The organism is Mesorhizobium sp. M0830 (assembly GCF_040319965.1).
Classification (GTDB): domain Bacteria; phylum Pseudomonadota; class Alphaproteobacteria; order Rhizobiales; family Rhizobiaceae; genus Mesorhizobium.
Map to the genome: position 1 here is coordinate 49553 of NZ_JAMYOR010000030.1, position 21370 is coordinate 70922.

19 protein-coding genes and 6 pseudogenes are annotated in these 21370 nt (G+C 60.0%); 12 read left to right on the forward strand and 13 right to left on the reverse strand.

Annotation, left to right across the window (positions count from 1 at the left end; genetic code table 11):
- Positions 1 to 358 precede the first annotated feature (358 nt).
- The 6 genes and pseudogenes from NKI20_RS18660 to NKI20_RS18685 all read left to right on the forward strand — a co-directional run bounded on the left by NKI20_RS18660 (position 359) and on the right by NKI20_RS18685 (position 6946).
- Complete coding sequence (locus tag NKI20_RS18660) at positions 359 to 1024, forward strand: hypothetical protein (RefSeq protein ID WP_352832852.1); 666 nt, start codon at positions 359 to 361, stop codon at positions 1022 to 1024.
- Between the two features lie 7 nt (positions 1025 to 1031).
- Positions 1032 to 3689 (forward strand): OmpA family protein, encoded by a 2658-nt coding sequence (locus NKI20_RS18665; RefSeq protein ID WP_352832855.1) that lies wholly within the window; start codon positions 1032 to 1034, stop codon positions 3687 to 3689.
- Positions 3690 to 3702: 13 nt separating this feature from the next.
- Positions 3703 to 4197 carry a Rab family GTPase gene (locus tag NKI20_RS18670; protein WP_352832858.1) on the forward strand — a complete coding sequence of 165 codons (495 nt, stop codon included), beginning with the start codon at positions 3703 to 3705 and terminating at the stop codon, positions 4195 to 4197.
- Between the two features lie 222 nt (positions 4198 to 4419).
- Positions 4420 to 5271, forward strand: coding sequence for an adenylate/guanylate cyclase domain-containing protein (locus tag NKI20_RS18675; protein WP_352832861.1), 852 nt, complete (start codon positions 4420 to 4422; stop codon positions 5269 to 5271).
- 66 nt (positions 5272 to 5337) lie between these two features.
- Positions 5338 to 5551, forward strand: a pseudogene (locus NKI20_RS18680) (spermidine/putrescine ABC transporter substrate-binding protein PotF); the annotation flags it as partial.
- Positions 5552 to 5863: 312 nt separating this feature from the next.
- Complete coding sequence (locus NKI20_RS18685; RefSeq protein WP_352832864.1) at positions 5864 to 6946, forward strand: RelA/SpoT domain-containing protein; 1083 nt, start codon at positions 5864 to 5866, stop codon at positions 6944 to 6946.
- A 1-nt stretch (position 6947) separates the two neighbouring features.
- On the opposite strand, the gene NKI20_RS18690 is transcribed toward NKI20_RS18685, so the two are convergent.
- The 6 genes and pseudogenes from NKI20_RS18690 to NKI20_RS18715 form a co-directional block, all read right to left on the reverse strand.
- Positions 6948 to 7283 (reverse strand): hypothetical protein, encoded by a 336-nt coding sequence (locus tag NKI20_RS18690; protein ID WP_352832866.1) that lies wholly within the window; start codon positions 7281 to 7283, stop codon positions 6948 to 6950.
- 128 nt (positions 7284 to 7411) lie between these two features.
- A complete protein-coding gene (locus tag NKI20_RS18695) occupies positions 7412 to 8527 on the reverse strand; it encodes an ABC transporter substrate-binding protein (protein ID WP_352832869.1) in 1116 nt (371 codons plus the stop codon).
- Between the two features lie 74 nt (positions 8528 to 8601).
- Entirely contained in the window at positions 8602 to 9537 is a 936-nt protein-coding gene (locus NKI20_RS18700) for an SMP-30/gluconolactonase/LRE family protein (protein ID WP_352832871.1), read from the reverse strand.
- Between the two features lie 28 nt (positions 9538 to 9565).
- On the reverse strand, positions 9566 to 10621 hold the full coding sequence (locus NKI20_RS18705) for an ABC transporter permease (RefSeq protein WP_352832874.1): 1056 nt from the start codon (positions 10619 to 10621) through the stop codon (positions 9566 to 9568).
- Between the two features lie 19 nt (positions 10622 to 10640).
- Positions 10641 to 12137, reverse strand: a complete 1497-nt coding sequence (locus NKI20_RS18710) for a sugar ABC transporter ATP-binding protein (protein ID WP_352832877.1) — start codon at positions 12135 to 12137, stop codon at positions 10641 to 10643.
- 78 nt (positions 12138 to 12215) lie between these two features.
- Positions 12216 to 12755, reverse strand: a pseudogene (locus tag NKI20_RS18715) (NAD(P)-dependent oxidoreductase); the annotation flags it as partial.
- On the opposite strand from NKI20_RS18715, the pseudogene NKI20_RS18720 reads away from it, so the two are divergent.
- A pseudogene (locus NKI20_RS18720) lies at positions 12748 to 12937 on the forward strand (gluconokinase); the annotation flags it as partial. The pseudogenes NKI20_RS18715 and NKI20_RS18720 sit on opposite strands and share 8 nt — an antisense overlap.
- Here the strand turns inward: NKI20_RS18720 and NKI20_RS18725 are convergent.
- From NKI20_RS18725 to NKI20_RS18735, 3 pseudogenes are all read right to left on the reverse strand, one after another.
- Positions 12931 to 13275, reverse strand: a pseudogene (locus tag NKI20_RS18725) (NAD(P)-binding domain-containing protein); the annotation flags it as partial. The pseudogenes NKI20_RS18720 and NKI20_RS18725 sit on opposite strands and share 7 nt — an antisense overlap.
- Positions 13272 to 13607, reverse strand: a pseudogene (locus NKI20_RS18730) (gluconokinase); the annotation flags it as partial. The pseudogenes NKI20_RS18730 and NKI20_RS18725, both read right to left, overlap by 4 nt.
- 10 nt (positions 13608 to 13617) lie before the next feature.
- Positions 13618 to 14121: pseudogene (locus NKI20_RS18735) on the reverse strand (SDR family NAD(P)-dependent oxidoreductase); the annotation flags it as partial.
- Positions 14122 to 14296: 175 nt separating this feature from the next.
- Here NKI20_RS18735 and NKI20_RS18740 point away from each other — a divergent pair.
- Entirely contained in the window at positions 14297 to 15217 is a 921-nt protein-coding gene (locus tag NKI20_RS18740; RefSeq protein WP_352832903.1) for a 2-hydroxyacid dehydrogenase, read from the forward strand.
- A gap of 14 nt (positions 15218 to 15231) precedes the next feature.
- Positions 15232 to 16263: an L-idonate 5-dehydrogenase gene (locus tag NKI20_RS18745; protein WP_352832879.1), complete on the forward strand. Its 1032-nt coding sequence runs from the start codon at positions 15232 to 15234 to the stop codon at positions 16261 to 16263.
- Positions 16264 to 16295: 32 nt separating this feature from the next.
- Here the strand turns inward: NKI20_RS18745 and NKI20_RS18750 are convergent, their stop codons facing one another.
- Positions 16296 to 16745, reverse strand: a complete 450-nt coding sequence (locus tag NKI20_RS18750; protein ID WP_502898137.1) for a GlcG/HbpS family heme-binding protein — start codon at positions 16743 to 16745, stop codon at positions 16296 to 16298.
- A gap of 8 nt (positions 16746 to 16753) precedes the next feature.
- On the reverse strand, positions 16754 to 17794 hold the full coding sequence (locus NKI20_RS18755; protein WP_023763031.1) for a LacI family DNA-binding transcriptional regulator: 1041 nt from the start codon (positions 17792 to 17794) through the stop codon (positions 16754 to 16756).
- A 316-nt stretch (positions 17795 to 18110) separates the two neighbouring features.
- Between NKI20_RS18755 and NKI20_RS18760 the strand changes: the two genes are divergently transcribed.
- Together NKI20_RS18760 and NKI20_RS18765 are read left to right on the forward strand one after the other, a co-directional pair.
- Positions 18111 to 18986, forward strand: a complete 876-nt coding sequence (locus NKI20_RS18760) for an HpcH/HpaI aldolase/citrate lyase family protein (RefSeq protein ID WP_352832881.1) — start codon at positions 18111 to 18113, stop codon at positions 18984 to 18986.
- A gap of 42 nt (positions 18987 to 19028) precedes the next feature.
- Positions 19029 to 19235, forward strand: coding sequence for a DUF1737 domain-containing protein (locus NKI20_RS18765; RefSeq protein ID WP_023763029.1), 207 nt, complete (start codon positions 19029 to 19031; stop codon positions 19233 to 19235).
- Here the strand turns inward: NKI20_RS18765 and NKI20_RS18770 are convergent.
- The gene (locus NKI20_RS18770) at positions 19222 to 19908 is read right to left on the reverse strand and encodes a hypothetical protein (RefSeq protein WP_352832885.1); all 687 of its coding nucleotides are present in this window, start codon (positions 19906 to 19908) and stop codon (positions 19222 to 19224) included. The two genes, NKI20_RS18765 and NKI20_RS18770, sit on opposite strands and share 14 nt — an antisense overlap.
- Positions 19909 to 20077: 169 nt before the next feature.
- On the opposite strand from NKI20_RS18770, the gene NKI20_RS18775 reads away from it, so the two are divergent.
- Entirely contained in the window at positions 20078 to 20725 is a 648-nt protein-coding gene (locus NKI20_RS18775) for a TetR/AcrR family transcriptional regulator (protein ID WP_352605690.1), read from the forward strand.
- A gap of 70 nt (positions 20726 to 20795) precedes the next feature.
- Here the strand turns inward: NKI20_RS18775 and NKI20_RS18780 are convergent, their stop codons facing one another.
- On the reverse strand, positions 20796 to 21218 hold the full coding sequence (locus NKI20_RS18780; protein ID WP_023763026.1) for a metallopeptidase family protein: 423 nt from the start codon (positions 21216 to 21218) through the stop codon (positions 20796 to 20798).
- Positions 21219 to 21370: the final 152 nt, after the last annotated feature.

Consider the following 21370-nt stretch of genomic DNA (forward strand, 5'->3'; position numbering starts at 1 on the left):
GTCAAGATCGGGGCGAATTAGAGCCAGGCGAAAAGCCTTGAAGACGGGCCGTAAGGAAGCGCTCATAGAGTTTCAATGAAGATATAGGTTAGTCGCAATTCATATCGACCTCATTTCATATAACGTATCACTACTCATTTCGGCGTAGATTGCCGAGTGGTCAATTGGATTTGCCGGCTATTTCCGTTGTCAAAAATAGGTACCAAGAGCGAACTCAATCGTAGGTTGTGCATTGCCCAAAAGACGAACAAGGGACGCACGAATCGGATTGCGCCAAGGGATTCCGGCTTGCAGACCTGGTATTTGTCTGACATGATTTCGCGTTTTCAAGTTTTGTTCTGGTCAATGGGGCGTCTGGATGGCTAAGGAATCTTCGAATGCCGCTTCTTCGGCAAATAAAGTGGACGGAAACCTGATCGGTAATGCAGAGGGAAACGGGCTGAACTTCGTGGTGGGCCAGGCTCGCGAGGGCGGGGCCTCGGGCGACGCTGTAGGTGTCGACAAGATACGCGATCTGCTGTTCGGCAACCAGATGCAGGACTATGACCGCCGCTTTTCCAAGCTTGAAGAACGGGTCTTGCAGCGCTTCAAGGATGTCGAATCGGAAGCCAAGCGCAATCTCGAAATGTACGAGTCAAATGCAAAGAAGCAGGTCGATTCGCTTGCGGGGCAATTGCGGAACGAAAAAGATTCACGAGCCGATGCCGACAAGGAGATTGACCGGAATCTTCGCGAGCAAAACCAGGCCCTCGAAAAGCAGGTGCGCGCGTTGTCGGACCAATTGAGCGAGCTTGAGCGCGACGTTGCGGACCGGATAAATCGAAACGATCATTTGCTGCGTGAGGAAATCAAGCAGAAGAATGAAGGCGTTCAGTTGCTGATAGAGAAAATGTTTGCCGATCTCAGCAACGTCAAGACCGACCGAAATCTTCTGGCTGGCCTGTTTGTCGAGGTTGCAAAATGTCTGAATCAGGACCCCGTCGGCAGCAAGAGCAACTCGGACCGTAGCTGGAAAGTGAGTTGATGGGACCTTGACGTCAACCGTCGACCCGATCACCCTTCCGCAAAGAACAGCCTCGAACGATACAGAGATTGATCGCGAGGCTCTGGCTCGCCTTTTGATCGAAATTGCCCGGAATGTTGATCCGGACTACCGCGCGCGTTTCGACGGAGTTCCAACCGCCGATCCTCGCATGGAAACGCTGCGCCAATTGCTGGTCAGCCGCGAAATTTCAGAGCTTTCACGAGTTACCCATCTGCTGGACGAACCGGAGCAGCTCGCGGCAGCCGTGGGCGACGTTCTTTCCAGTGCGGCCGCACGAGCACCTCATGCGCAACTCGGCGAGGCCCTTGCGCCAGCTGTTGAAAGGGCTGTGCAACGGTCAATCCAGAAGAGCCCGCGCACGCTGACAGATATATTATACCCAGTGTTTCTGCCGGCAATTCGCAAGTCGATCGGGGAAAAGATCGACCAGACCTTTCAGTCGTTGAATGAAACTTTGAGACACATCTTTACCTGGCATGGGCTCAAGTGGAGATTTGAATCGTGGAGAACTGGAGCTAGCTTCTCAGAAGTTGTTCTGAAACATTCTCTTATCTATCGTGTGGAGCATGTCTTTCTCATTAACCGGAATTCCGGTCTTTTGATAGCGCATGTAACTGCCGATAATGCAACTAGCGAAGATCCTCAACTCATTTCTTCGATGCTCAGTGCAATTCAAGATTTTGTGAAAGATTCGTTTAACGAGAAAGAGCAGAGCGGCCTGGACACAATTCGTTTTGGCGACCTTCGTCTCTGGTCGGAAGTTGGACCGTTTGCGACCCTGGTTTCGGTGATCCGAGGAAATCCGCCAGAGGAATTGCATGAAATCGTTCGCGATGTATTGCTTCGCATCCATGATGAATGCTCGCAGGCTTTAGAGCAGTTTGACGGCGACAGTTCGCAGTTGGCCGGCATAGAAGCGCAGTTGCAGACCTGCGTTGAACTGAAGCAGGAGGAATCAAACCAGGGATTTCCGTGGCTGGTGGTGGCTGCAGCCCTACTGATTTTGATTCCGGCAGGCGGTTGGTTCTTTCTTTCCTGGCAATCCGGGCAGCGCTGGCAGGCCTATGTGTCGCGACTGGAGACCCAGCCTGGCATCATCGTTGCAGAACAAAAGATACGCGGCGGCCAATTCTATATTGCCGGCCTGAGAGACCCGCTTGGCGCCGACCCGCAGTCGCTGTTGTCTGGAACGCAGGTCGATCCCGCCCGCGTTCATTCACAGTGGCAATTGTATCAGAGCCTTGAGCCGGAGTTCGTGTTGAAGCGGCTGACGGCGTCGCTGACCCCGCCCGATACAGTACGACTTTCGATCGTCAACGATCGCATCGTTGCCGAGGGTGAGGCTCCCGACACCTGGATAGATCGGGCGCGCGCAGCCGCCCGCCAGCTTTCGGCAGGCGGACCGGAATTCGACATCTCCAAGGTTCGTGATGTGAGCCCCGAAGCACGCGCCGCGGAGCACTGGCAGGCCTATGTGTCGCGACTGGGGACCCAGCCGGGCATCATCGTTGCAGAACAAAAGATACGCGACGGCCAATTCTATATCGCCGGCCTGAGAGACCCGCTTGGCGCCGACCCGCAGTCGCTGTTGTCTGGAACGCAGGTCGATCCCGCCCGCGTTCATTCACAGTGGCAATTGTATCAGAGCCTTGAGCCGGAGTTCGTGTTGAAGCGGCTGACAGCGTCGCTGTATCCGCCGGATACAGTACGACTTTCGATCGTCAACGATCGCATCGTTGCCGAGGGTGAGGCTCCCGACACCTGGATAGATCGGGCGCGCGCAGCCGCCCGCCAGCTTTCGGCAGGCGGACCGGAATTCGACATCTCCAAGGTTCGTGATGTGAGCCCCGAAGCACGCGCGGCGGAGCACTGGCAATATTATGTGTCGCGACTTGAGGCCCAACCGGGGATCATCGTCGCCCAACAAACGGCGAGGGGCGGACATTTCTACATTTCCGGCCTGAGAGACCCGCTTGCCGCCGACCCGCAAGCTCTGCTGTCCGGAACGGAGGTTGATCCTGACCGCGTTCATTCACACTGGCAATTCTATCAGAGCCTCGATCCGAAGTTCGTGGTGAAGCGGCTGACGGCGTCGCTGACCCCGCCGAAATCGGTCCAGCTTTCGATCATCCAGGGTCGCATCGTTGTCGTGGGTGAGGCTCCTGCCGCCTGGATCAACCGGGCGCAGGCCGCCGCCGAACAACTTTCGGCGGACGGAGTGGTTCTGGATGTCTCGCAGCTGCATGAGCTGGACCTTGCAGAACTCAATCATTTGAGAGAGGCGATCCAGACGACCGATATATTCTTCTCTTCCGGCAAAGTTGTGCCGGGACCAGAGCAGATTCCGGTTCTCGACAGATTGGCGGGTCAAATAAAGGAATTCGCCCAAGATGCCCGCAAGTCAGGCGTAACAGCGCGGTTCATGTTGACCGGCCATTCGGACGCCACGGGCCGTGAGACGGCCAACGCGTCGATCAGCGCCGCCCGCGCCGAGACAGTTCGTGCGCTTCTCAACAAGCGCGGCGTCGCTCCGGAACTACTGCTGGTTCGGGGCGCGGGCACCTTTGAACCGGCGGTGCCTGAAAATAGTCAAACCGGTAGCTCCACCAATCGCCGGGTTTCGGTTACGGTAAACCTGGATTAGGGCGGAGCCCAAGATGTTGCAAAAAAAGATCTGTATGTTGGGCGGGTTCTCTGTCGGAAAGACCAGCCTGGTTCGCAGGTTTGTGCAAAGCATCTTTTCAGAAACCTACTTGACCACGGTAGGAGTGAAAATCGACAAGAAGAGTGTCGCACTCCCGGACAAAACAGTGGATCTGATCTTGTGGGACTTGGCCGGCGAAGACGATATCGGCTCATTCCGCGTCAGCCATGTGCGGGGTGCGACAGGGCTCGTGCTTGTCGTCGACGGAACCCGCGCCGCTACTCTTGCCGCCGCGCTCACGCTGCGCGAGCGGGTCGAGGCCGAATTCGGTGCTATGCCGTTTGTATTGCTGTTCAACAAATCCGATCTGGCCGATCAGTGGGTAATACCGGATAGTGAGATAAATGGACTGAGGCGACGTGGATGGCAAATCTATCTAACAAGTGCGCTTTCGGGTGAGCACGTCGATGATGCGTTCCTTCAACTTGCTTCGATGGTCACCAAATAGACCATGCGTAGATTGCCACGAGAAGTCGGAGATTGGATTTACAATTTCTTCTATAACGAGCACTCTATCGCATATGTCAAAATTGACGCTCAGCTTTGCATAGCCGCGAAGGGCGGTAACGTTGAACATTACGGGCTCTTATCCGTTCGCATCGGTAGGCCTGTTACCGATCAGCTTCAATTCATGGAAGGTTTGCTGCCTTTCCCGGAACTTCCATATCATATGGCTATGATCGAACTGCCCAGCGGGCGCGTCGCGGACCTTCATCTTTTTGCCGACGACGACTGCGTGTGGCTGCTCTTTCTTGACGCCACTGCCGAACGCGACAACAAGCAGCGGCTTCAACAGAAGGCTTATGAAATGACGCTCCTGCAAGAGAGGGAGCGTCAACTCAACGAGAAATTACAATCGACAAACGAGGCGTTGAGGAAGAGCCAGGAGGGATTGTCGCGTGAATACCAGCGCGCCGAATCCCTGCTCCTTAACATTCTTCCGGCGTCGATCGCGGAGCGGTTGAAGGCACACAAAAAAATTGCGGACAACCACGCGGAGGTAAGTGTGCTTTTTGCCGACATCGTCGGTTTTACGGAAAGAGCGCGGAGCGTCGGAGCGGTAACGACGCTCGCTATCTTAAATTACTTCTTTAAGGCGGCGGATCGGCTCTCGGAACGACACGGCTGCGAAAAGATCAAGACAATCGGCGATTGTGTGTTGGTTGTCGCTGGCTTGCCCACCGCGCGATCCGATCATGCACAAGCCCTTGCGCACTATGCACTTGAACTGCGGAGGGCGGTCAAGCGCGAACGCTTCGCGGGAGAACCGATAAGACTGAGAATTGGAATTCACTCAGGACCGATCGTCGCTGGCGTCATAGGCAAAAGGCGGTTCGCCTACGACCTGTGGGGCGAGACGGTTAACCTCGCCTCACGCATTCAAACGTCTGCGGAGCCCGATGAAATCCGTATTTCCGATGCAACTCGCCAACTGCTCGGACCAAAATTTGCTTGCGACCCGCTCGAGGAAACGGAATTGCGTGGTACAGGTCGTGTCCGAATGTGGCGGCTCCCGGCCTGATTTGCCGCTGATCGCACTGCGTCATGGTGTAGGGCATTCAACGACCGAGTTGGCCCATTCAACTCTGAGACCAAGCTTCTCACAGGCGGAACCGGCTACGATGTCGTCGTGCCAAGCGCCAGTTTCCTGTCCCGCCAAGTCGGGACGTCTTCCAGAAGCCGGACAGGACGAAGTTGCCAAACATCGCCAACATGTGGGACGTCATCGAGCGGCGCACCCCAAGTACGGCCCAGGCAACCAATATTCCGTGAACTATATGTGGGGCACGGTGGGTTTGGGGCCAATTGTCTCAGGAATTGGAACCTCCAATCAACGTGGGGGCGGTTCACGATCTTGAGGGCACTCTCTTCGATGCCGGCTTCACCGTCGCCATCGCTCGCCCTTGCGCCGAAGCTGAAAGGTTCTTGGAGGCGAAACGCTGGCCGCCGCCATCATGGACATCAAGTTGTTTCGCAGCCGCGAAAAACATTGACGGCCCGCAACGTCATAGCCCACCAGGTTTAAGATCCGTATGTTGTGATCCATGAGATCTGATTCCCTTGCGGTCCCGCCAGTCCAGAATGAGGCGGACTACCTTGACTTCATGGGTCCAATGACTGAGTACCCGCGCCTTGCCTACGGCACGAAAGCCGTTCGCAGGGCAGGCGACCGACTGGCAAAACCTATTCAGTTCGGACAAGACATCACTGTCGGCCAGTACGTGGACACACTCGAAATCTTCTCAATCGCCAATAGCTGGCGCGACTCGCACTTTCTGCCGATGCGGAGCGTTCGGTTCTCTGTCGGTCACCACATGAGGGCCCTGCGACTGAAGGGCGACATGGCATCCCGCCCGAAGCGTATCGCATCCATTCGTCGGAAGCTTCGCGAGTCCACCACCAATTTGGACACCATGAACGACATCGGCGGTTGCCGAGCGATCATGGCCGACATCAAAGGTGTTCGCTCGCTTCTCGCATCGATGCGAGACAAGTTCCCCCATGATATCCACTCTCGGGAATTCAACTATATCGATGAGCCGAAGCCGGACGGCTATCGAAGTCACCACATTGTTTTCAAGTACCGACCCAAAGATGCCGACACTGAGGCTTTCGAGGGACGACGCATCGAATTGCAAGTTCGGACCAGACTTCAGCACTCATGGGCGACTGCAGTTGAGGCTGTCGGGCTGTTCCGGGGCCAGGATCTGAAGCACGGAACGGGCGATCAGGACTGGCTACGCCTTTTCGAGCTTATGTCGGCGGAATTCGCGCACGTTGAGCAGTGCCCCGTTCATATCGATGTTCCGGATCACAATGACCGGGTGCAGGAATTGCGGGATATTAACAAGCGTATAGGTGCGACCAGCATACTAGAAGGCATCAAGACTCTTACCCATTATTCAGAAAACTTCGTACAGCCAACGGAAAAATCTCGATACTATTTGCTCCAATATGGCAAAGATCATAACGTGACCATCCAACCATTCTGGACGCTTATGTTAGGTGCGAGGACATTGGAAGAGATGGAGCTAAAAATCGAGCTAAGGAGTAATGGTGCAACGGCTGTCTTGGTCGAGGTCGATAAGGTCGAAAAGCTTGGTGAAATGTATCCGAATTACTTCGGAGACGTTTCCTTATTTGTTCGCAATCTGCAATCCATCTGCACGGGAAGGCGGCTATCGAATACAGTCTAGTCTATCGAGCGGTTGAAAACTCGTTGGCCTCGAAAACATGGTGATGCACGCGGCCGGTGAACATCTTGAGCAGCTCTCCGGTCACGTCGCGGCTCTGAAAGCGAACGTCGGACTGCAGCGCCCGGCTGCAGGTGTCCATGTCGGGATAGCGAATGGCAAGTGCCATGGCATAGACGGGAGCGCCGTCGTCCCGCGCGGTGCCGTCCAGGACACGCACCTCTTCCGCCCCAGGAAATTGCGTCCACAACGGCACTAGCCTTTCCCTGACGAAGCGCCGGAACTCGCTCTCGCGCCCGGCGTGGATTTCCCCTTCGAAGAGGGCGTAGCGGATGATCATGGCGGAGGTTTCCTGGTTTCTGCGCTTGGGATGGCCGCCGACCGGCAAGGGCAGGCGCGGTGCAATTCGTGGATTTGTGGTACGAATGCGATGCGGGCGCATCGCGTTGCGCCCGCATCGCCTGGCTCCTACTTGCCCCAGATCTTCTTGTACTCGTCCCGGTAGCCATTGCCGGGGTCGAACGCATTGGTCGGGCCGCCGTCGAACTCGACATTGTCGGCGGTCACGACGTGCAGCGGCGATAAATAACCCGACCATTTTTCGCCAGCGATGGCGCGATTGAGTTCGTCGACCAATTGCCAGCCCTGCAAGTTGAGCGGTTCGGCGACCGTCACCTTCTGGAATTGGCCGGCGCGGATGCGCTGATAGGCCGATTCCGAACCGTCGCCGGCGGCGACATTGATCGGCGCGTCGGTGCCGGCTTTGCCGGCGGCGGCTAGCGAGGGTCCCATGAAGTCGAAATAAAGGTCGTTGATCGCCAGCGAATGCGTCCAGGCATCGCCGTATTTCTGCAGCAGCGAAGTGGTCAGCTGCGGCATGCGCTGGGAGGTCTCGGCGATCGGCGTGTCGACATATTCGAGCACCTTGCCGCCCAGCCGCTCGATCTCCGCCTTCATCTTGTCGGCTTTGGCGATGGCGATGGCGTAGGTCGAATCGGTGAAGATAACGACGCCGGGCTTGCCCTTGGCATCGGCGTAGGCCCAGTCGGCCGCGGCCGTTGAGACTTGCATGGCATCCGTCGACACGTTGGCGAACACGCCGCTTTTCTCGTCGGGCCCGATCACCGGTCCGGCATGCCAGGAGACCAACGGGATACCTGCGGCCTTGGCCTGTTCCAGCGCCGGCGCCTGCTCGACCGCGTCAAAACCGTTGATGACGATGCCATTCGGCTTCAACGCCATGGCCTGGCCGAAGGCAGCGGTGCGGCCGCCGATCGAGCCGGCGCCGTCAATCACCTTGACCTCCCAGCCGATCGCCTTGGCCGCTTCCTCGACGCCGTTGGTGACGCCCAGGATGCCGCCGTTCTTGAGGTCGCCGGCGAGCACGACGATCGTCTTGCCTTGCTGCGCCTTCGGACCGGTGGTCGGGCCATCCCAAGCCGTGACCTTCTGCGCATATTTCTGGACGACCGCCATGGCGTCGGCTGTGGCGTCCGCCCGTGCCTGGCCGGCGAAAAGGACAGGAGCAGCGATTGTCATGGCCATCAAGGCGACGGATGATTTCAGGAATGTTCTGCGTTGCATGTTGGTACCTCCCTTGGTTTCAAGAAATTGCATGGTCTTTCAAAACTCGGCTTTCGATTGGAGTTGGCGACATGTCACCGGCTGATGTCGCCCGCCACCGGACCAACGCCGGCCGGATGTGCGTTGACGTAGATGGCGTAGAGGGATGTCTGCGCGGTGATGTAGAGACGGTTGCGCTTGGGACCGCCGAAACAGACATTGGAAACGAGCTCGGGAACCAGGATACGGCCGATCAGGGTTCCGTCCGGTGCATGGACGCGCACCGAGTCGGCGCTGGAGGCCCAGATGTTGCCGTCGCGATCGACGCGAAAACCATCGAAGAGGCCTGCCCCGCATTCGGCGAAGGTATCGCCTGCACGCGCCGACCGGCCATCGGCGGCAAGGTCATAGGCCTTGATTGCGCGCGGCAGGCCGGGCGCGTGGCTGGCGCCGCTGTCCGAGACATAGAGGATCGTCTCGTCGGGCGAGAAAGCCAGGCCGTTCGGCTGCACCATATCGGTGATAACGGCCGTCACCTCACCCGAAAGCTCGTCGAACCGGTAGACATGGGATCCGCCGATCTCCGCCCTGGCGATCTTGCCCTCGTAGTGGCTTTCGATGCCGTAGACCGGATCTGTGAACCAGATCGTCCCATCGGATTTGACCACCACGTCATTGGGCGAATTGAACCGCTTGCCTGCAACGGTTTCGACAAGCGTCTGCCAACGCCCGTCATGCTCGAGCCGGGAGATACGGCGCCCGCCATGCTCGCAAGCAACGACGCGGCCTTCGCGGTCGAGTGTATGGCCGTTCTGGTAGTTGCAAGGGGTTTCGAAGACACTGACCGAGCCGTCGCTTTCGTCGTAGCGCAACAACCGGTCGTTGGGGATGTCCGACCACAGCAAATGCTTTGCCGCGGGAACATAGACCGGCCCCTCGGCCCAGCGGCTGCCGGTCCACAGCCGTTCGAGCTTGGCATGCCCGATCGTCAGTTTTCGGAAGCGATCGTCCAGAATCTCGTAGTCGCTCATGCCATTATTCTCGGATGGGTTCGGCTCATCACTTCGAGGCCTGCACTACGGTCTTGGTCCTGGCCCTGTGAGCGGCGCCGCGCTTGCGCTGGGCGTAGCCGGCAATGCCGATGGCAACGAGCAGCGTCACGCCGTTGAACAGCGGCTCGACGAAGAACGAGCCGCCGAACTGCTGGATGCCGGAAATGCCGACCGCCAGGATGATTACGCCGGTCATCGTACCCCAGACGTTGACACGTCCAGGCTTGATCGTGGTCGAGCCGAGAAAAGCGCCGACGAGAGCCGGCAGCAGATACTCCAGCCCGACGCTGGCTTGGCCGATGCGCAGCTTGGAGGCAAGCAGCACGCCGGTCAGCGCCGTCAGGAAGCCCAACGAGATGAAGGCCCCAATGACGAAGCGACGCACCGGAATGCCGTTCAGAGCAGCCGCCTTCGGATTGGCGCCGATGGCATACACGTAGCGGCCGATAGGCAGATATTCGAGGATGATCCACAGTGCCACGGCGATGCCAAGCACGTAGAGGCCGGTGATCGGCAGCCCGAACACCATCGTGCCGTTGAGCGCGTAGAAACCGTTGGGCAACACGCCGACAACCTGCCGGCCGCCAGTATGCCAAAGCGCCAAGGAATAGAGAACGGTGCCGGTGCCGAGCGTGGCGATGAAGGAGTCGATGCGGGCGACTTCGACCAGCAGGCCGTTGAGGAAGCCGGTCGCAGCGCCGAGAAGCAGCACGATCATCACTGCCAGCGGCCACGGAAAGCCGAACATGGTCTGCAAACTGATGGCCAGGATGTGCCACAGCACAATTCCGTAGCCGACGGTGAGGTCAATTCGGCCCGATGCCATCGGGATCATCGCCGCCAGCGACAACAGCGCGATGATCGCCTTGTCGGAGATGATCGAGCGCAGGTTAAGCAGCGTCGGGAACGTGTTCGGCAGCAGGATCGAAAACAACAGGATCAGCAACACGGTCAGGATCACCAGCCCGTAGACCGGCAGCAGCCGGACGACCTTCTGCCCCATGGACATATCAGCCATCTCGCCGCGGGTCGGTTCGAGTGCGCTGGATTCGATCGATTGCATGAGTTCGCTCCCAGAAAGATCAGGCGGCTTCGGAAGCCGATGCCGCGGTAATCACGGCGGGTGTGGTGAGGTCTTTGCCAGTGAGTTCGCGAACGATCTGCCCACGCGAAAACACCAAGGCGCGATGGCAGATGTGGGCGATCTCCTCGAAATCGGTCGACACCACGACGACGGCGAGGCCGGCTTCAAGCGCGCGTCCGATCAGCCGGTAGATCTCGGCCTTGGCGCCGACATCGACGCCGGCGGTCGGGTCTTCGGCGATCAGCAGTTTTCGGTCGGTGTGCAGCCAGCGCCCGACAACCACCTTCTGCTGGTTGCCGCCAGAAAGTGCCTCGATCGGCAGATTCGGGTCGTTGGGGCGCAGCCCGACGGAACTGCCAATCGCCTGCGCCAGCGCAGCCTCTTTGTGAGGCGCGAGGAACGAGAACAGGCCGCGCTTGCCGGCGTCGGGATTGAGGAAACTGTTCTCGCGGATCGACAAGGATCCGGCGATTGATTCTTCGGTCCTATCGCGCGCGATTAGGCCGATGCCGGACGACATCGCCGCGATCGGGCTGGACAGGTCCGGCACAGCCCCGCGGATCGTCACCATGCCAGAAAAGGGTTGGCAGCCAAACAGCGCCCGGCCAACCAGTTCCTGCCCGGCGCCGCGCAGGCCGACCAGGCCGAGCAACTCACCCTTGCGCACGTCGAAAGACACCGGGCCGGCACCGGCGCAGACCAAGTCGCGCACGGCGCAGATCGTCTCGCCGACCTGCGTTTGAGCCTTGCTGAAAACCTGGCTGACCGGACGGCCGACGATCATCTCTACCAGTTCGTCCGGTTTTGTGTCGGCGACCTTCTTCTCGCCCACCAGCCTGCCGTCGCGCAGCACGGCGACGCGATCGGCGATGCGGAAAATTTCATCGAGGCGATGCGAGACATAGATCATGCCGACGCCGCGCTGCTTGAGCGGACGGATGGCGTCGAACAGCCGCTCGACCTCGTCGGCGGGAAGGCTGGCGGTCGGCTCGTCGAGCACCAGCACATCGGCCTCGGTAGCCAAGGCGCGAGCGATGGCGACCAGCGATTTTTCGGTGCGCGTCAGATCCTGGACCCGCGTCGTCGGGTCGAAATCGCAGCCGACCAGCTTGAGAGCCTCCTGCGCCCTCGCCTCGGTCGATCGCCAGTCGATCAGGCCAGAGCGAAGCGAAAAGCCTTGGGCGAGGCCGACATTTTCTCCAACCGTCATCCATTCGATGAGACCGAGATCTTGGTGAATGAAGGCGACGGACTGGCGCTGGTTCGGGCGCGGCGGGCGATGGTGGTAGGGCTCGCCGCGAAACAGGATTTGGCCGCCATCCGGCCGGTAGATGCCGGCGAGCGTCTTGATCAGCGTCGACTTGCCGGCGCCATTCTCGCCGAGCAGCGCCAGGATTTCGCCCTTGTACAGATCGAGCGACACGTCGGAGAGCGCGCGGGTGCCGCCGAACTCCTTGGTGATCGACTTGAACTCGATCAGTTTTTCCTCAGTCAAAAGCGTTCCTCCCGAGATCGCCAAATGATGTTATCGATAACATTTCTGAGCGTCAAGCGACAAATCAGGGCTCACCGCTTAGCTGGTCTTGCCGTCGAGCAGGCGCATCATCTCAGCCGAATCACTTGGCCCCAGTCCAGCCGCGCAGAGCAGGCGGTGGATCTCGACCACCTGCCCGGTCATCGGCATCGGCGTCTTGGTTTTCAGCGCGAAGGCCTGCAGCGAATCCAGATCCTTCAGCATGTTGTCGATGCGTCCGGTCGGCGAAAAATCGCGGGCAGCGAATTTTGCCATGAACTCCTGCATGATGCTGGAATCAGCCCGCCCGCCCTTGAGTGCAGCGGGAATTGCCTTCGGGTCTACGCCGCCGGCTTCGGCAAGCTTCACGGCTTCGGCGACAGCCTGGAACAGTACGGCGCAGAACAGCTGGTTGATCAGCTTGGTCGTCTGGCCGGCCCCACTTGGGCCCATGAGAGTGTAGTTGGTGCAGAGATGCCGCATCACCGTGCGCGCCTGTTCGAAGTCTTCAGTCTCGCCACCCGCCATGACGGTCAGCCTGCCGGCCAGCGCGCCGGGAACGCCGCCCGAAAGCGGGCAGTCGAGCCATTTCATGGGTGTCAGCGGCTGCGGCAAGACCAAAGTTGGCGTCGAGATCGCCGCACGGCTTGGCCTTGCCTTCGTTGAAGGCGATACGCTGCATCCGCGCAGCAATGTCGAAAAGATGTCGGCGGGCATACCGCTTGCAGACGGCGATCGCTGGCCTTGGCTGGACCTGGTCGGCGCAGCCTTGCGGCTCGGCAGACAGCTTCCCGGCCATCTGCGCGGTGTCGACAGGATCGATCGAAGACATGTCGATCAGCAGCTTTTCCGACGATGCCGCAGCCGCGACACCGGCATCGCCGAACACCACCGAACGCACGATATCGGCATGGTTGAGACTGAGAATGACGAAGTCGTTCGCTCGCGTTGCCTCGGCGACCGACGCGGCGGCAGCCGCACCCTTTGCAGTCAGCGCTGCAACCTTGACCTTGTCCAGATCGAACACCGTCACGGCTAGCCCAGTCTCGGTCAGGCGGGTGGTGATCGCCGACCCCATGATGCCGGCGCCGACAACGGCGACTTTTGTTGGTTGCGTCATTTCAACGTGCCTTTTTCCTTGATCCTGGCAGGGTCGACCCCAAGTGCACCCAGACCCTGCAACACTCTATCGGCAATCGTGTCGACAGGCGCGTCGATGTCGACTGTGACCACCAGCGGTTCGTCACCTGGATGCTCCAGTGTGGCGACCTGGCTGTCGAGCAGCGCCGGTGGAAAGAAGTGGCCGCGGCGCTCGGCGAGCCTGGCTCGCAGCAGCGAGCGCGACCCCTCCAGGAATACGAAAAACAGAGACCCGCCCGCCGCATCGCGAAGCCTGTCGCGATAGGATTTCTTCAACGCGGAACAGCTGACGACTAGCCCGCGACCCTCCTCACGAGCCTGGCGCCCAATCGGCACACATGCCGCGCGTCAGGTTGCGCACAGCGCCTTTCGTGGCCGTATAGGGCGCGATGTTGGTCCGTGCCAGTTCGCTCTGCACCGAGGCGATGTTGATGATCTTGCCGCGCCGCCGCGGGATCATGTGCCGCGCCACCGCTTGTCCCACGAAGAACACGCTGGAGATGTTGGTGCGCAAGAGTTCCTCCCATTTGTCGGCGGGGAAATCCTCGAGCGGCATTCGGAACTGCATGCCGGCATTGTTGATAAGGATATCGATGGGGCCGATCTTCGCCTCGATCTCCGCGACGCCGTTCGCCACCGCTGAATGATCGGTGACGTCGAAGACGGCACTATGGACCTTGTGTCCCTTCGCTGTCAGTGCATCCGCAGCCGTTTTCATTTTTTCGGCGCTGCGTCCGTTGAGCACGATTTCGGCGCCGTGCTGCGCCAACCCCTCGGCCAGCGCCAGGCCGATCCCCTGTCCCGAGCCGGTGACCAGCGCCCGCATGCCGGTCAAATCGAACAACGAACTGCCCAAACGCTCCTCCTGAGCAATGTTTCCTGAAGCGGCCGCGATTTCCAACGTACCTGCCGCCAGTCCCTATTGACATGAATGTTATCGATAACATAGTCAATTGGAAAAATGAATCCGCACAGGAGATGACGCCGTGACCGACATTTTGATGACAGGTCCCTATCCGGATTGGGACATGGGAGATCTTGAAGCGAAATATCGCGTCCACAAGCTTTGGCAGTCCGAGGACAAGGACGCGCTGCTCTCAAGCCACGCCGGCGCGATCCGCGCCATCGCTACGCGTGGCGAGCTTGGCGCAAGTGCTGCGCTGATGGCGAAGCTGCCGCAGCTTGAAATCGTTTCCTGCTACGGCGTGGGCACCGACGCCATCGACCTTGCCTATGCCAGGGCGAACGGCATTCGTGTCACCAATACACCTGATGTTCTAACCGAGGACGTAGCCGATATCGGCATCGGGCTGCTGCTCGCCGTGGCGCGAAAAATCCCGCAGGCCGACGCCTACGTACGCGATGGAAGCTGGCGCAAGGGCAATATGGGGCTGGTCACGCGTGTCTGTGGAAAAAGGCTGGGCATTGTCGGCATGGGCCGCGTCGGTGCGGCGGTGGCGAAGCGCGCCGCTGCATTCGACTGCACGATTTCTTATTTCGACAACCGCAAGCGCGACGATCTTCCTTATACGTTCGTCGGCGATCTGCTCGAACTGGCGCGCGACAGCGAATTTCTGATCGTAACGCTAGCCGGCGGCGAACGCACGAAACACATGATTAATGCGTCGATCCTGGCAGCGCTCGGAGCAGACGGCATCGTCATAAACATTTCGCGCGGCAGCACGATCGACGAGACCGCGTTGCTCGCGGCCCTGGAATCCAGGGCCATAAAGGGTGCCGGGCTCGACGTGTTCTGGAACGAACCAACCATCGACGAGCGCTTCCTGAACCTTACCAACGTCGTGCTGCAACCGCACCACGCCAGCGGCACGGTGGAGACCCGCAAGGCCATGGGTCAGCTCGTTCGCGACAATCTCGCCGCCCATTTCGGCGGACAGACCTTGCTGACACCGGTCGTCTGAGAGAGGATCACATCATGAAATCGATCGTCATCCACGCCGCAAAAGACCTGCGGATCGAGGAGACCGATCCGGGTGCCCCTGGCGCCGGACAGGTCGAAATCGCCGTCGAAGCTGGCGGCATCTGCGGCTCGGACCTGCACTACTATAACCATGGTGGCTTCGGCGCTACTCGCCTGCGCGAGCCGATGATCCTCGGCCATGAAGTTGCCGGCACAGTGAAGGCCATCGGCGGTGGCGTTTCCGCGCTGGCCATCGGTGACCGCGTCGCGATCTCGCCCAGCCGACCCTGCAATGCCTGTCGCTATTGCCTGCAAGGCATGCAGAACCAATGCCTCGACATGCGCTTCTATGGCAGCGCCATGCCGATGCCGCACATCCAGGGCGCCTTCCGCCAGCGCCTGGTCGCCGAGGCGTGGCAGTGCCACAGAATAGCCGACCACATCTCCATCAACGAAGCCGCGTTTGCCGAGCCCTTCGCGGTTACGCTGCATGCCATGAACCGCGCCGGCTCGCTGCTCGGCAAGCGGGTTCTGGTCACCGGCTGCGGGCCGATCGGCGCGCTTTGCGTCCTCGCCGCACGAGCCCACGGTGCGCGCGAAATCGTCGCCACCGATGTCATGGATGGCGTGCTGGCGAAGGCCCTGGAGATCGGCGCCGATCGCACCATCAACGTCGCGACAAACAGCGAAAAGCTCGCCGCCTACAATGTCGACAAGGGTAGTTTCGACATCATGTTCGAGGCCTCCGGCAATGAACGCGCGGTGCGTGCAGGGCTCGATGTCCTGAAGCCGCGCGGCGTGCTCGTGCAGCTCGGGCTCGGCGGCGATCTGTCGATCCCGCAGAACCTCATCGTCGCGAAAGAGATCGAGATGCGGGGCACTTTCCGTTTCCACGAGGAGTTTGCGCTCGCCGTCGACCTGATCAATCGCCGCCGGGTGGACGTCAAACCGCTACTGACGGGCATCTATCCTCTCGACGAGGCGGTCGCGGCTTTCGACATCGCCGGTGACCGAAACAAATCCATGAAGGTTCAGATCGCGTTCTGAAGATCCTTCGGTTGCGCTGGGGGCACATCGCCTTAAATCACGTCGGCGCCAACCGCCGCCAGCGCAGCGTGTGCCACATCGAAATCCTGCTCGCCGGTTCCCGAACCGACGCCGATGCCGCCCGCAAGGCGTCCGCCGAAGCGGATCGGCAAGCCCCCAGGCAAATTGGTCACGCCGCCCTGCGAAGCGATACCGGCTGAGAGCGCCGCTTCGAACGCCATGCCGCCAGTAGCGGCGTTTATTGACGCTGCGGTGCGCGCCTTCGCCTGCGCCGTACGCATGCTGAGGAACCGCGCGCCATCCATGCGCAGGCTGGCGAGGACTTCGCCGCTCGCATCGACAACCACGAGACATTGCGGCACGCCCATCGTGACGGCGCGCGCTGCTCCGGCTGCAACGGCTTTCAAAGCACCGTCATGCGTGAGGGTGATGGTCTCGCGAAACATCGCTATTGGGCTGCCCTTCGCTGCGTTTGAATCCATGCAGGAACTCAGGTGCTTTCGCGCTCGACGACGCGATAGCCGGTGAGCACGATTTCTTGGCCGTGTCGTTTCTCGTCGCCTCGGATCACCTGGATCAATCTGCGCGCGGCCTGTTGCCCGATCCCGTAGCAGTCGACATTCACGGTGGTGATGCCGGGATGGCAAAAGGCGGCTACCTCGTAGTCGCCGAAGCCGGCAATGGCGATGTCCTGCGGGATCCGCATGCCCCGGCGCTTGCATTCCATCAGTGCGCCGAAGGCCGAAAGGTCCGAAACGCAGAGTACGGCTTGCGTGTCCGGCCAACGCTCCAGCATGCTCACGACGGCCTGGCCGCCCTGCTCGATGGATATTGGCGGCACGCCAAAGGAAACGAGGCGCCCGGTTGGCAGGCCGAGCTCCTCAATGGCTCTGACAAAGCCTTCGCGCCGCTGGCTGCCGCGCGTGTCGCGCGAGGTCGTGCCACCGATGTAACCGAATTTTCGGTAACCCTTCCTGGCGAGCGTCTTGACGAGAAGTCCCATCGCCTCCTCGTTGGAGAAACCAACCACTTGATCGATCGGCTTTACCGGCAACTCCCAGGTTTCGACTACTGGAATGCCGGCGCTCTTCAAAAGGCGGCGGGCGCGATCCGTGTGAGCGCCGCCGGTCAGGATGATGCCTTCCGGCCGCCGACGGAGCATCGCTTCGATCAGCTTTTCCTCCTTCTCGACCGTATAGTCGGTGTAGCCGAGCAGAAGCTGGAGCCCCGTGCTCTCCAGTTCATCCGTAATGCCGCGCGCCGTGTCGGCGAAGTTGGAGTTGTTGAGTGACGGAACCATCGCGGCAACAAATCCAGTCTTGCGCGAGGAAAGGCTGCCGGCCGACTGGTCAAGCACATAGCCGAGGTCGTTGACCGCGACCATGATCTTTTCCCGCGTCGCCTTGGAAACGCGACCGCCTTCCTTCAGGGCCCGCGAAACCGTCATGGTCGACACACCCGCCCGCAGCGCCACGTCGACCATCGTCGGAGCGTAGCTCTCGCTCGGTTTCGATGAGGCTGCCTTGGCCATCAGCGCTCTCTACCGGCCGGCCGCGCCGGCCTGACAAGCGCCAGACACTCAGTCACGGGGTTTGTCTGGCGTCCGGCCGCGTTCATGCACCACCTCTCAGAATCGGATCGACTTCGATATGTTATCGATACCACCGCGAGCTGGCAACAACCAGGTCGTGTCCGCCTTGGGTTTCGGTCTCTGGAGATTTCCCTCCCAATTCCAGACTGCCTTTCCACTCGCTTTAGGCACGGCTTTGCGCCACAATCTCGGCCAGACCGGCTTCGCGGCTTCCTGAAAGCAGACCTACCGGCGATGCCGCTGGAGCTCGCACCCTATGGAACCATACCGCCCGCGCCGCTCGGTGCTCTATATCCCGGCCTCCAACGACAAGGCGCTGGCCAAGATCGCGCAGCTGTCCTGCGACGCCATCATCATCGACCTGGAGGACGCAGTCGCTCCGGCCGACAAGATCGCCGCTCGCGGGAAACTGGCCGCGATTTTCGCCGGCCATGCCGACAGGCATTGCGAGATGATCGTGCGCATCAATGCGATGGCCAGCGGGTGGGGCGCCGACGACCTGCTGGCCGCCGCAAGCTGCGAGCCCGACGGCATTCTGCTGCCCAAGGTCGACACGCCGCGCGACCTGCTCGAGGCCGGTGATGTGCTCGACGACAACTTCGCCCCCGACAGCGTGAAACTATGGGCCATGATCGAAACGCCCAAGGCCATGCTCAACATCGGCACCATTGCCGAACTTGGCCGCGATCCCGCCGCTCGGCTGGCTTGTTTCGTTGCCGGAACGAACGATCTGGTGAAGGACACCGGCGTGCTGGCGACGCCGGACCGGCGCTATCTCGTGCCATGGCTGATGCAGATGGTGCTGGCCGCGCGGGCCGGCGGCATCGACATGATCGACGGCGTTTCCAACGATTTTCGCGATCTCGACGCTTTTGCCCGTGAATGCACGGAGTCGGCGGCCATGGGATTCGACGGCAAGAGCATCATCCATCCGGCCCAGATCGAAGCCGCGAACCGCGCCTTCGCGCCGTCCAAGGAAGCGGTGGCGGAGGCGCGCTTGATCAAAGATACTTTCGCCCTTGCCGAGAATGCCGGCAAAAGCGTGATTGCGCTGAACGGCAAGATGGTCGAGCGGCTGCACCTGGCGCAGGCCGAAAAACTGCTGGCAAAGGCGGCCGCCACCGGCGCATGATATCGGGCTTGCGGGCCGTGGTACTCACGACAGGACTGAAAAATGAAGCTCTACCGCTTTCTGACTGGCCCGGACGATGCCAGCTTCTGCCACAAGGTGACGGCCGCCCTGAACAAGGGCTGGCACCTGTTCGGCTCGCCGACCTATGCCTACGACAAGAAAGCCAAGACGATGTGCTGCGGCCAGGCAGTGGTCAAGGATATCGACGGGCAGGAATACGGGCCGGACACCAAGCTCAGCGACTGGTAATCGGCGCTCGCATCCACAGCCACCCGGCCAGCCAGGCGATCGCTGCCGCAAGCGTCATCAAGCCCAGGTCAAGCGCCAACTCCGGCACGAACGCCCGGAGCGCGATAGGCACCGCGCCAATGATATAGAGGGCGAGTGGAATGCGCGGCACGCCTCTTGCAACGACAAGAGAGGTTACAAACGCGAGCGTCCCGAGCAGAAAAAGAACTGAACTGACGACCAGAGCCAGTCCGAGAGGACCGGCGCGCAGCTCGATGATGGTCGCCAGAGGAAGTTTCGAAAATACGAGATTGATCACCACTTCCACACCTACCAAACTTGCCAATGCAACGAAGTTGATAACGAACGCGATGGTACCGAACAGGCCCGCGCGCCGGCCAAACGCAAGAAACAGGCCTACGACAAGACCAAGCGCCAATATCTCGGCGACTGGCGCGAGAAGTTGCGTCAGATCGGTGGTCGCGATGAGCGCGCTGCGTTTGGCCGCGTTGACCAGAAGAATAAGCGCGCTTCCCACCCCGGCGACGGAGGCAAGCCGATAAAGCTTGGCGCTGTGCGCAGCCGCGCTCGACTGGACACTCGCGGAATTCTCCTCGTGCTGGGGTTCTTCGGCTGGCCTCTGAAGCGAAATGAGCGATTGCAGACGGCGCGGTTCGGCGGTTCTGGCGAGCATGTTCGTCTCCTCATATGGGAAAACGGGAGCCGCGAAGACCGCAGGCCTGTTCCGATCCCATTTGTAATCACTGCTTACATGCTCTTGCCTGCGTTGTAAACGCTGATTACATTAATCGCGGATCGTGCTACAGACGCGTGAAGCAGCTCTACGGAACGAAGGAAAACGGATGGCAAAAGCCAAGACGCCTCGCCGCACCAGCTACCACCATGGCAATTTGCGGGACGCGCTGATCGATGCTGCAATTCAACTTGTCGAGGAAGGCGGCCCTGACCATGTGAGCGTGCGCGAAGCCGCAAAGCGGGCCGGCGTTTCCCCCGGCGCGCCCTTCCGGCATTTTCAATCGAAAACAGCGCTGCTGACCGCGGTAGCCGAACAGGCCATGAGCCGGCTGACAGAGGCCGTGGCCGATGCACTTTCAGAAGTCGACAGCGCAGATCCCATCGTGGCCTTCGAAGCAATCGGACAAGGCTATCTGGAATGGGCGATCGCCAATCCCACGCATTTCCAGGTCATCAGTTCCCGAACGCTGATTGATTTCGACGGGTCGGACAGTCTTCGCGGACAGAATGAGGCCATTCGCCGGAAGATGATCGACCTGCTGACCCAAGCGCAACAACAGAGTAAGTTGGCTGCGAACGCAGACTTCGATCATCTGGTTCTTGCCGCTCGTGCATTTGTCTATGGCTTGGCACGAATGGTGGTTGATGGTCATTTTTCGCAGTGGCATCCGTCCGAGCCGCCATCGCTCGCCCTGCGGAAGGCGCTGCATCTTTTCATCAGCCGGATGACCGACCTGTCTGAAGCGAAATCTTAGAAGCCTTTGCCGCCGCTGAGTTCTGGGTCGACTTGAGAGGAGTAGACATTTCACGCGGCGTAGGAACCAGTTACTCGGCCGCCTCTTCGATCTTCTCCATATCATCGTCCGACAGCCCGAAATGGTGGCCGATCTCGTGGATCAGCACGTGGGTGACGATGTCGCCCAGCGTTTCCTCGTTCTCGGACCAGTAGTCGAGGATGGCGCGGCGGTAGAGCGTGATGCGGTTCGGGCCTTCGCCGGTCTGCGGATTCCAGCGCTCGGCGATGCCGCGTCCTTCGAACAGGCCGAGCAGGTCGAAGGGCGTCTCCAGCGACAGATCGTCCATGATCTCGTCGGTCGGGAATTCGGCGATCTGGATGACGATCTCGCCGGTCAGCTTGCGAAAATCCTCCGGCAGATGGGCATAGGCCTCCAGCGCGAGGAACTCCATTTCGTCCATGGAGGGCGAGAGTTCGTCGTGCCAGGTGCGGGTCTTGTAGATGCGGGCCATGCTTTGTCCTTTGATCCGGGCATATAGGCTTTCGCACCGGAATCGGCAAATGCGCCTGCATCATCGGGTGGAGAGGAATAAATTCCCCATGACTCCGCTTGACTCTTCCAGCACCCTCTGGAATCTATAGGGAACATAACAGGAACAATTGT

Bases quoted from the DNA above. Each gene is read 5' to 3' on its own strand.
- NKI20_RS18660 (WP_352832852.1), top strand. From the start codon at position 359: ATGGCTAAGGAATCTTCGAATGCCGCTTCTTCGGCAAATAAAGTGGAC.
- NKI20_RS18670 (WP_352832858.1), top strand. From the start codon at position 3,703: ATGTTGCAAAAAAAGATCTGTATGTTGGGCGGGTTCTCTGTCGGAAAG.
- NKI20_RS18675 (WP_352832861.1), top strand. From the start codon at position 4,420: ATGGCTATGATCGAACTGCCCAGCGGGCGCGTCGCGGACCTTCATCTT.
- NKI20_RS18685 (WP_352832864.1), top strand. From the start codon at position 5,864: ATGACTGAGTACCCGCGCCTTGCCTACGGCACGAAAGCCGTTCGCAGG.
- NKI20_RS18690 (WP_352832866.1), bottom strand. From the start codon at position 7,283: ATGATCATCCGCTACGCCCTCTTCGAAGGGGAAATCCACGCCGGGCGC.
- NKI20_RS18695 (WP_352832869.1), bottom strand. From the start codon at position 8,527: ATGCAACGCAGAACATTCCTGAAATCATCCGTCGCCTTGATGGCCATG.
- NKI20_RS18700 (WP_352832871.1), bottom strand. From the start codon at position 9,537: ATGAGCGACTACGAGATTCTGGACGATCGCTTCCGAAAACTGACGATC.
- NKI20_RS18705 (WP_352832874.1), bottom strand. From the start codon at position 10,621: ATGCAATCGATCGAATCCAGCGCACTCGAACCGACCCGCGGCGAGATG.
- NKI20_RS18740 (WP_352832903.1), top strand. From the start codon at position 14,297: ATGACAGGTCCCTATCCGGATTGGGACATGGGAGATCTTGAAGCGAAA.
- NKI20_RS18745 (WP_352832879.1), top strand. From the start codon at position 15,232: ATGAAATCGATCGTCATCCACGCCGCAAAAGACCTGCGGATCGAGGAG.
- NKI20_RS18750 (WP_502898137.1), bottom strand. From the start codon at position 16,745: ATGGATTCAAACGCAGCGAAGGGCAGCCCAATAGCGATGTTTCGCGAG.
- NKI20_RS18755 (WP_023763031.1), bottom strand. From the start codon at position 17,794: ATGGCCAAGGCAGCCTCATCGAAACCGAGCGAGAGCTACGCTCCGACG.
- NKI20_RS18760 (WP_352832881.1), top strand. From the start codon at position 18,111: ATGGAACCATACCGCCCGCGCCGCTCGGTGCTCTATATCCCGGCCTCC.
- NKI20_RS18765 (WP_023763029.1), top strand. From the start codon at position 19,029: ATGAAGCTCTACCGCTTTCTGACTGGCCCGGACGATGCCAGCTTCTGC.
- NKI20_RS18770 (WP_352832885.1), bottom strand. From the start codon at position 19,908: ATGCTCGCCAGAACCGCCGAACCGCGCCGTCTGCAATCGCTCATTTCG.
- NKI20_RS18775 (WP_352605690.1), top strand. From the start codon at position 20,078: ATGGCAAAAGCCAAGACGCCTCGCCGCACCAGCTACCACCATGGCAAT.
- NKI20_RS18780 (WP_023763026.1), bottom strand. From the start codon at position 21,218: ATGGCCCGCATCTACAAGACCCGCACCTGGCACGACGAACTCTCGCCC.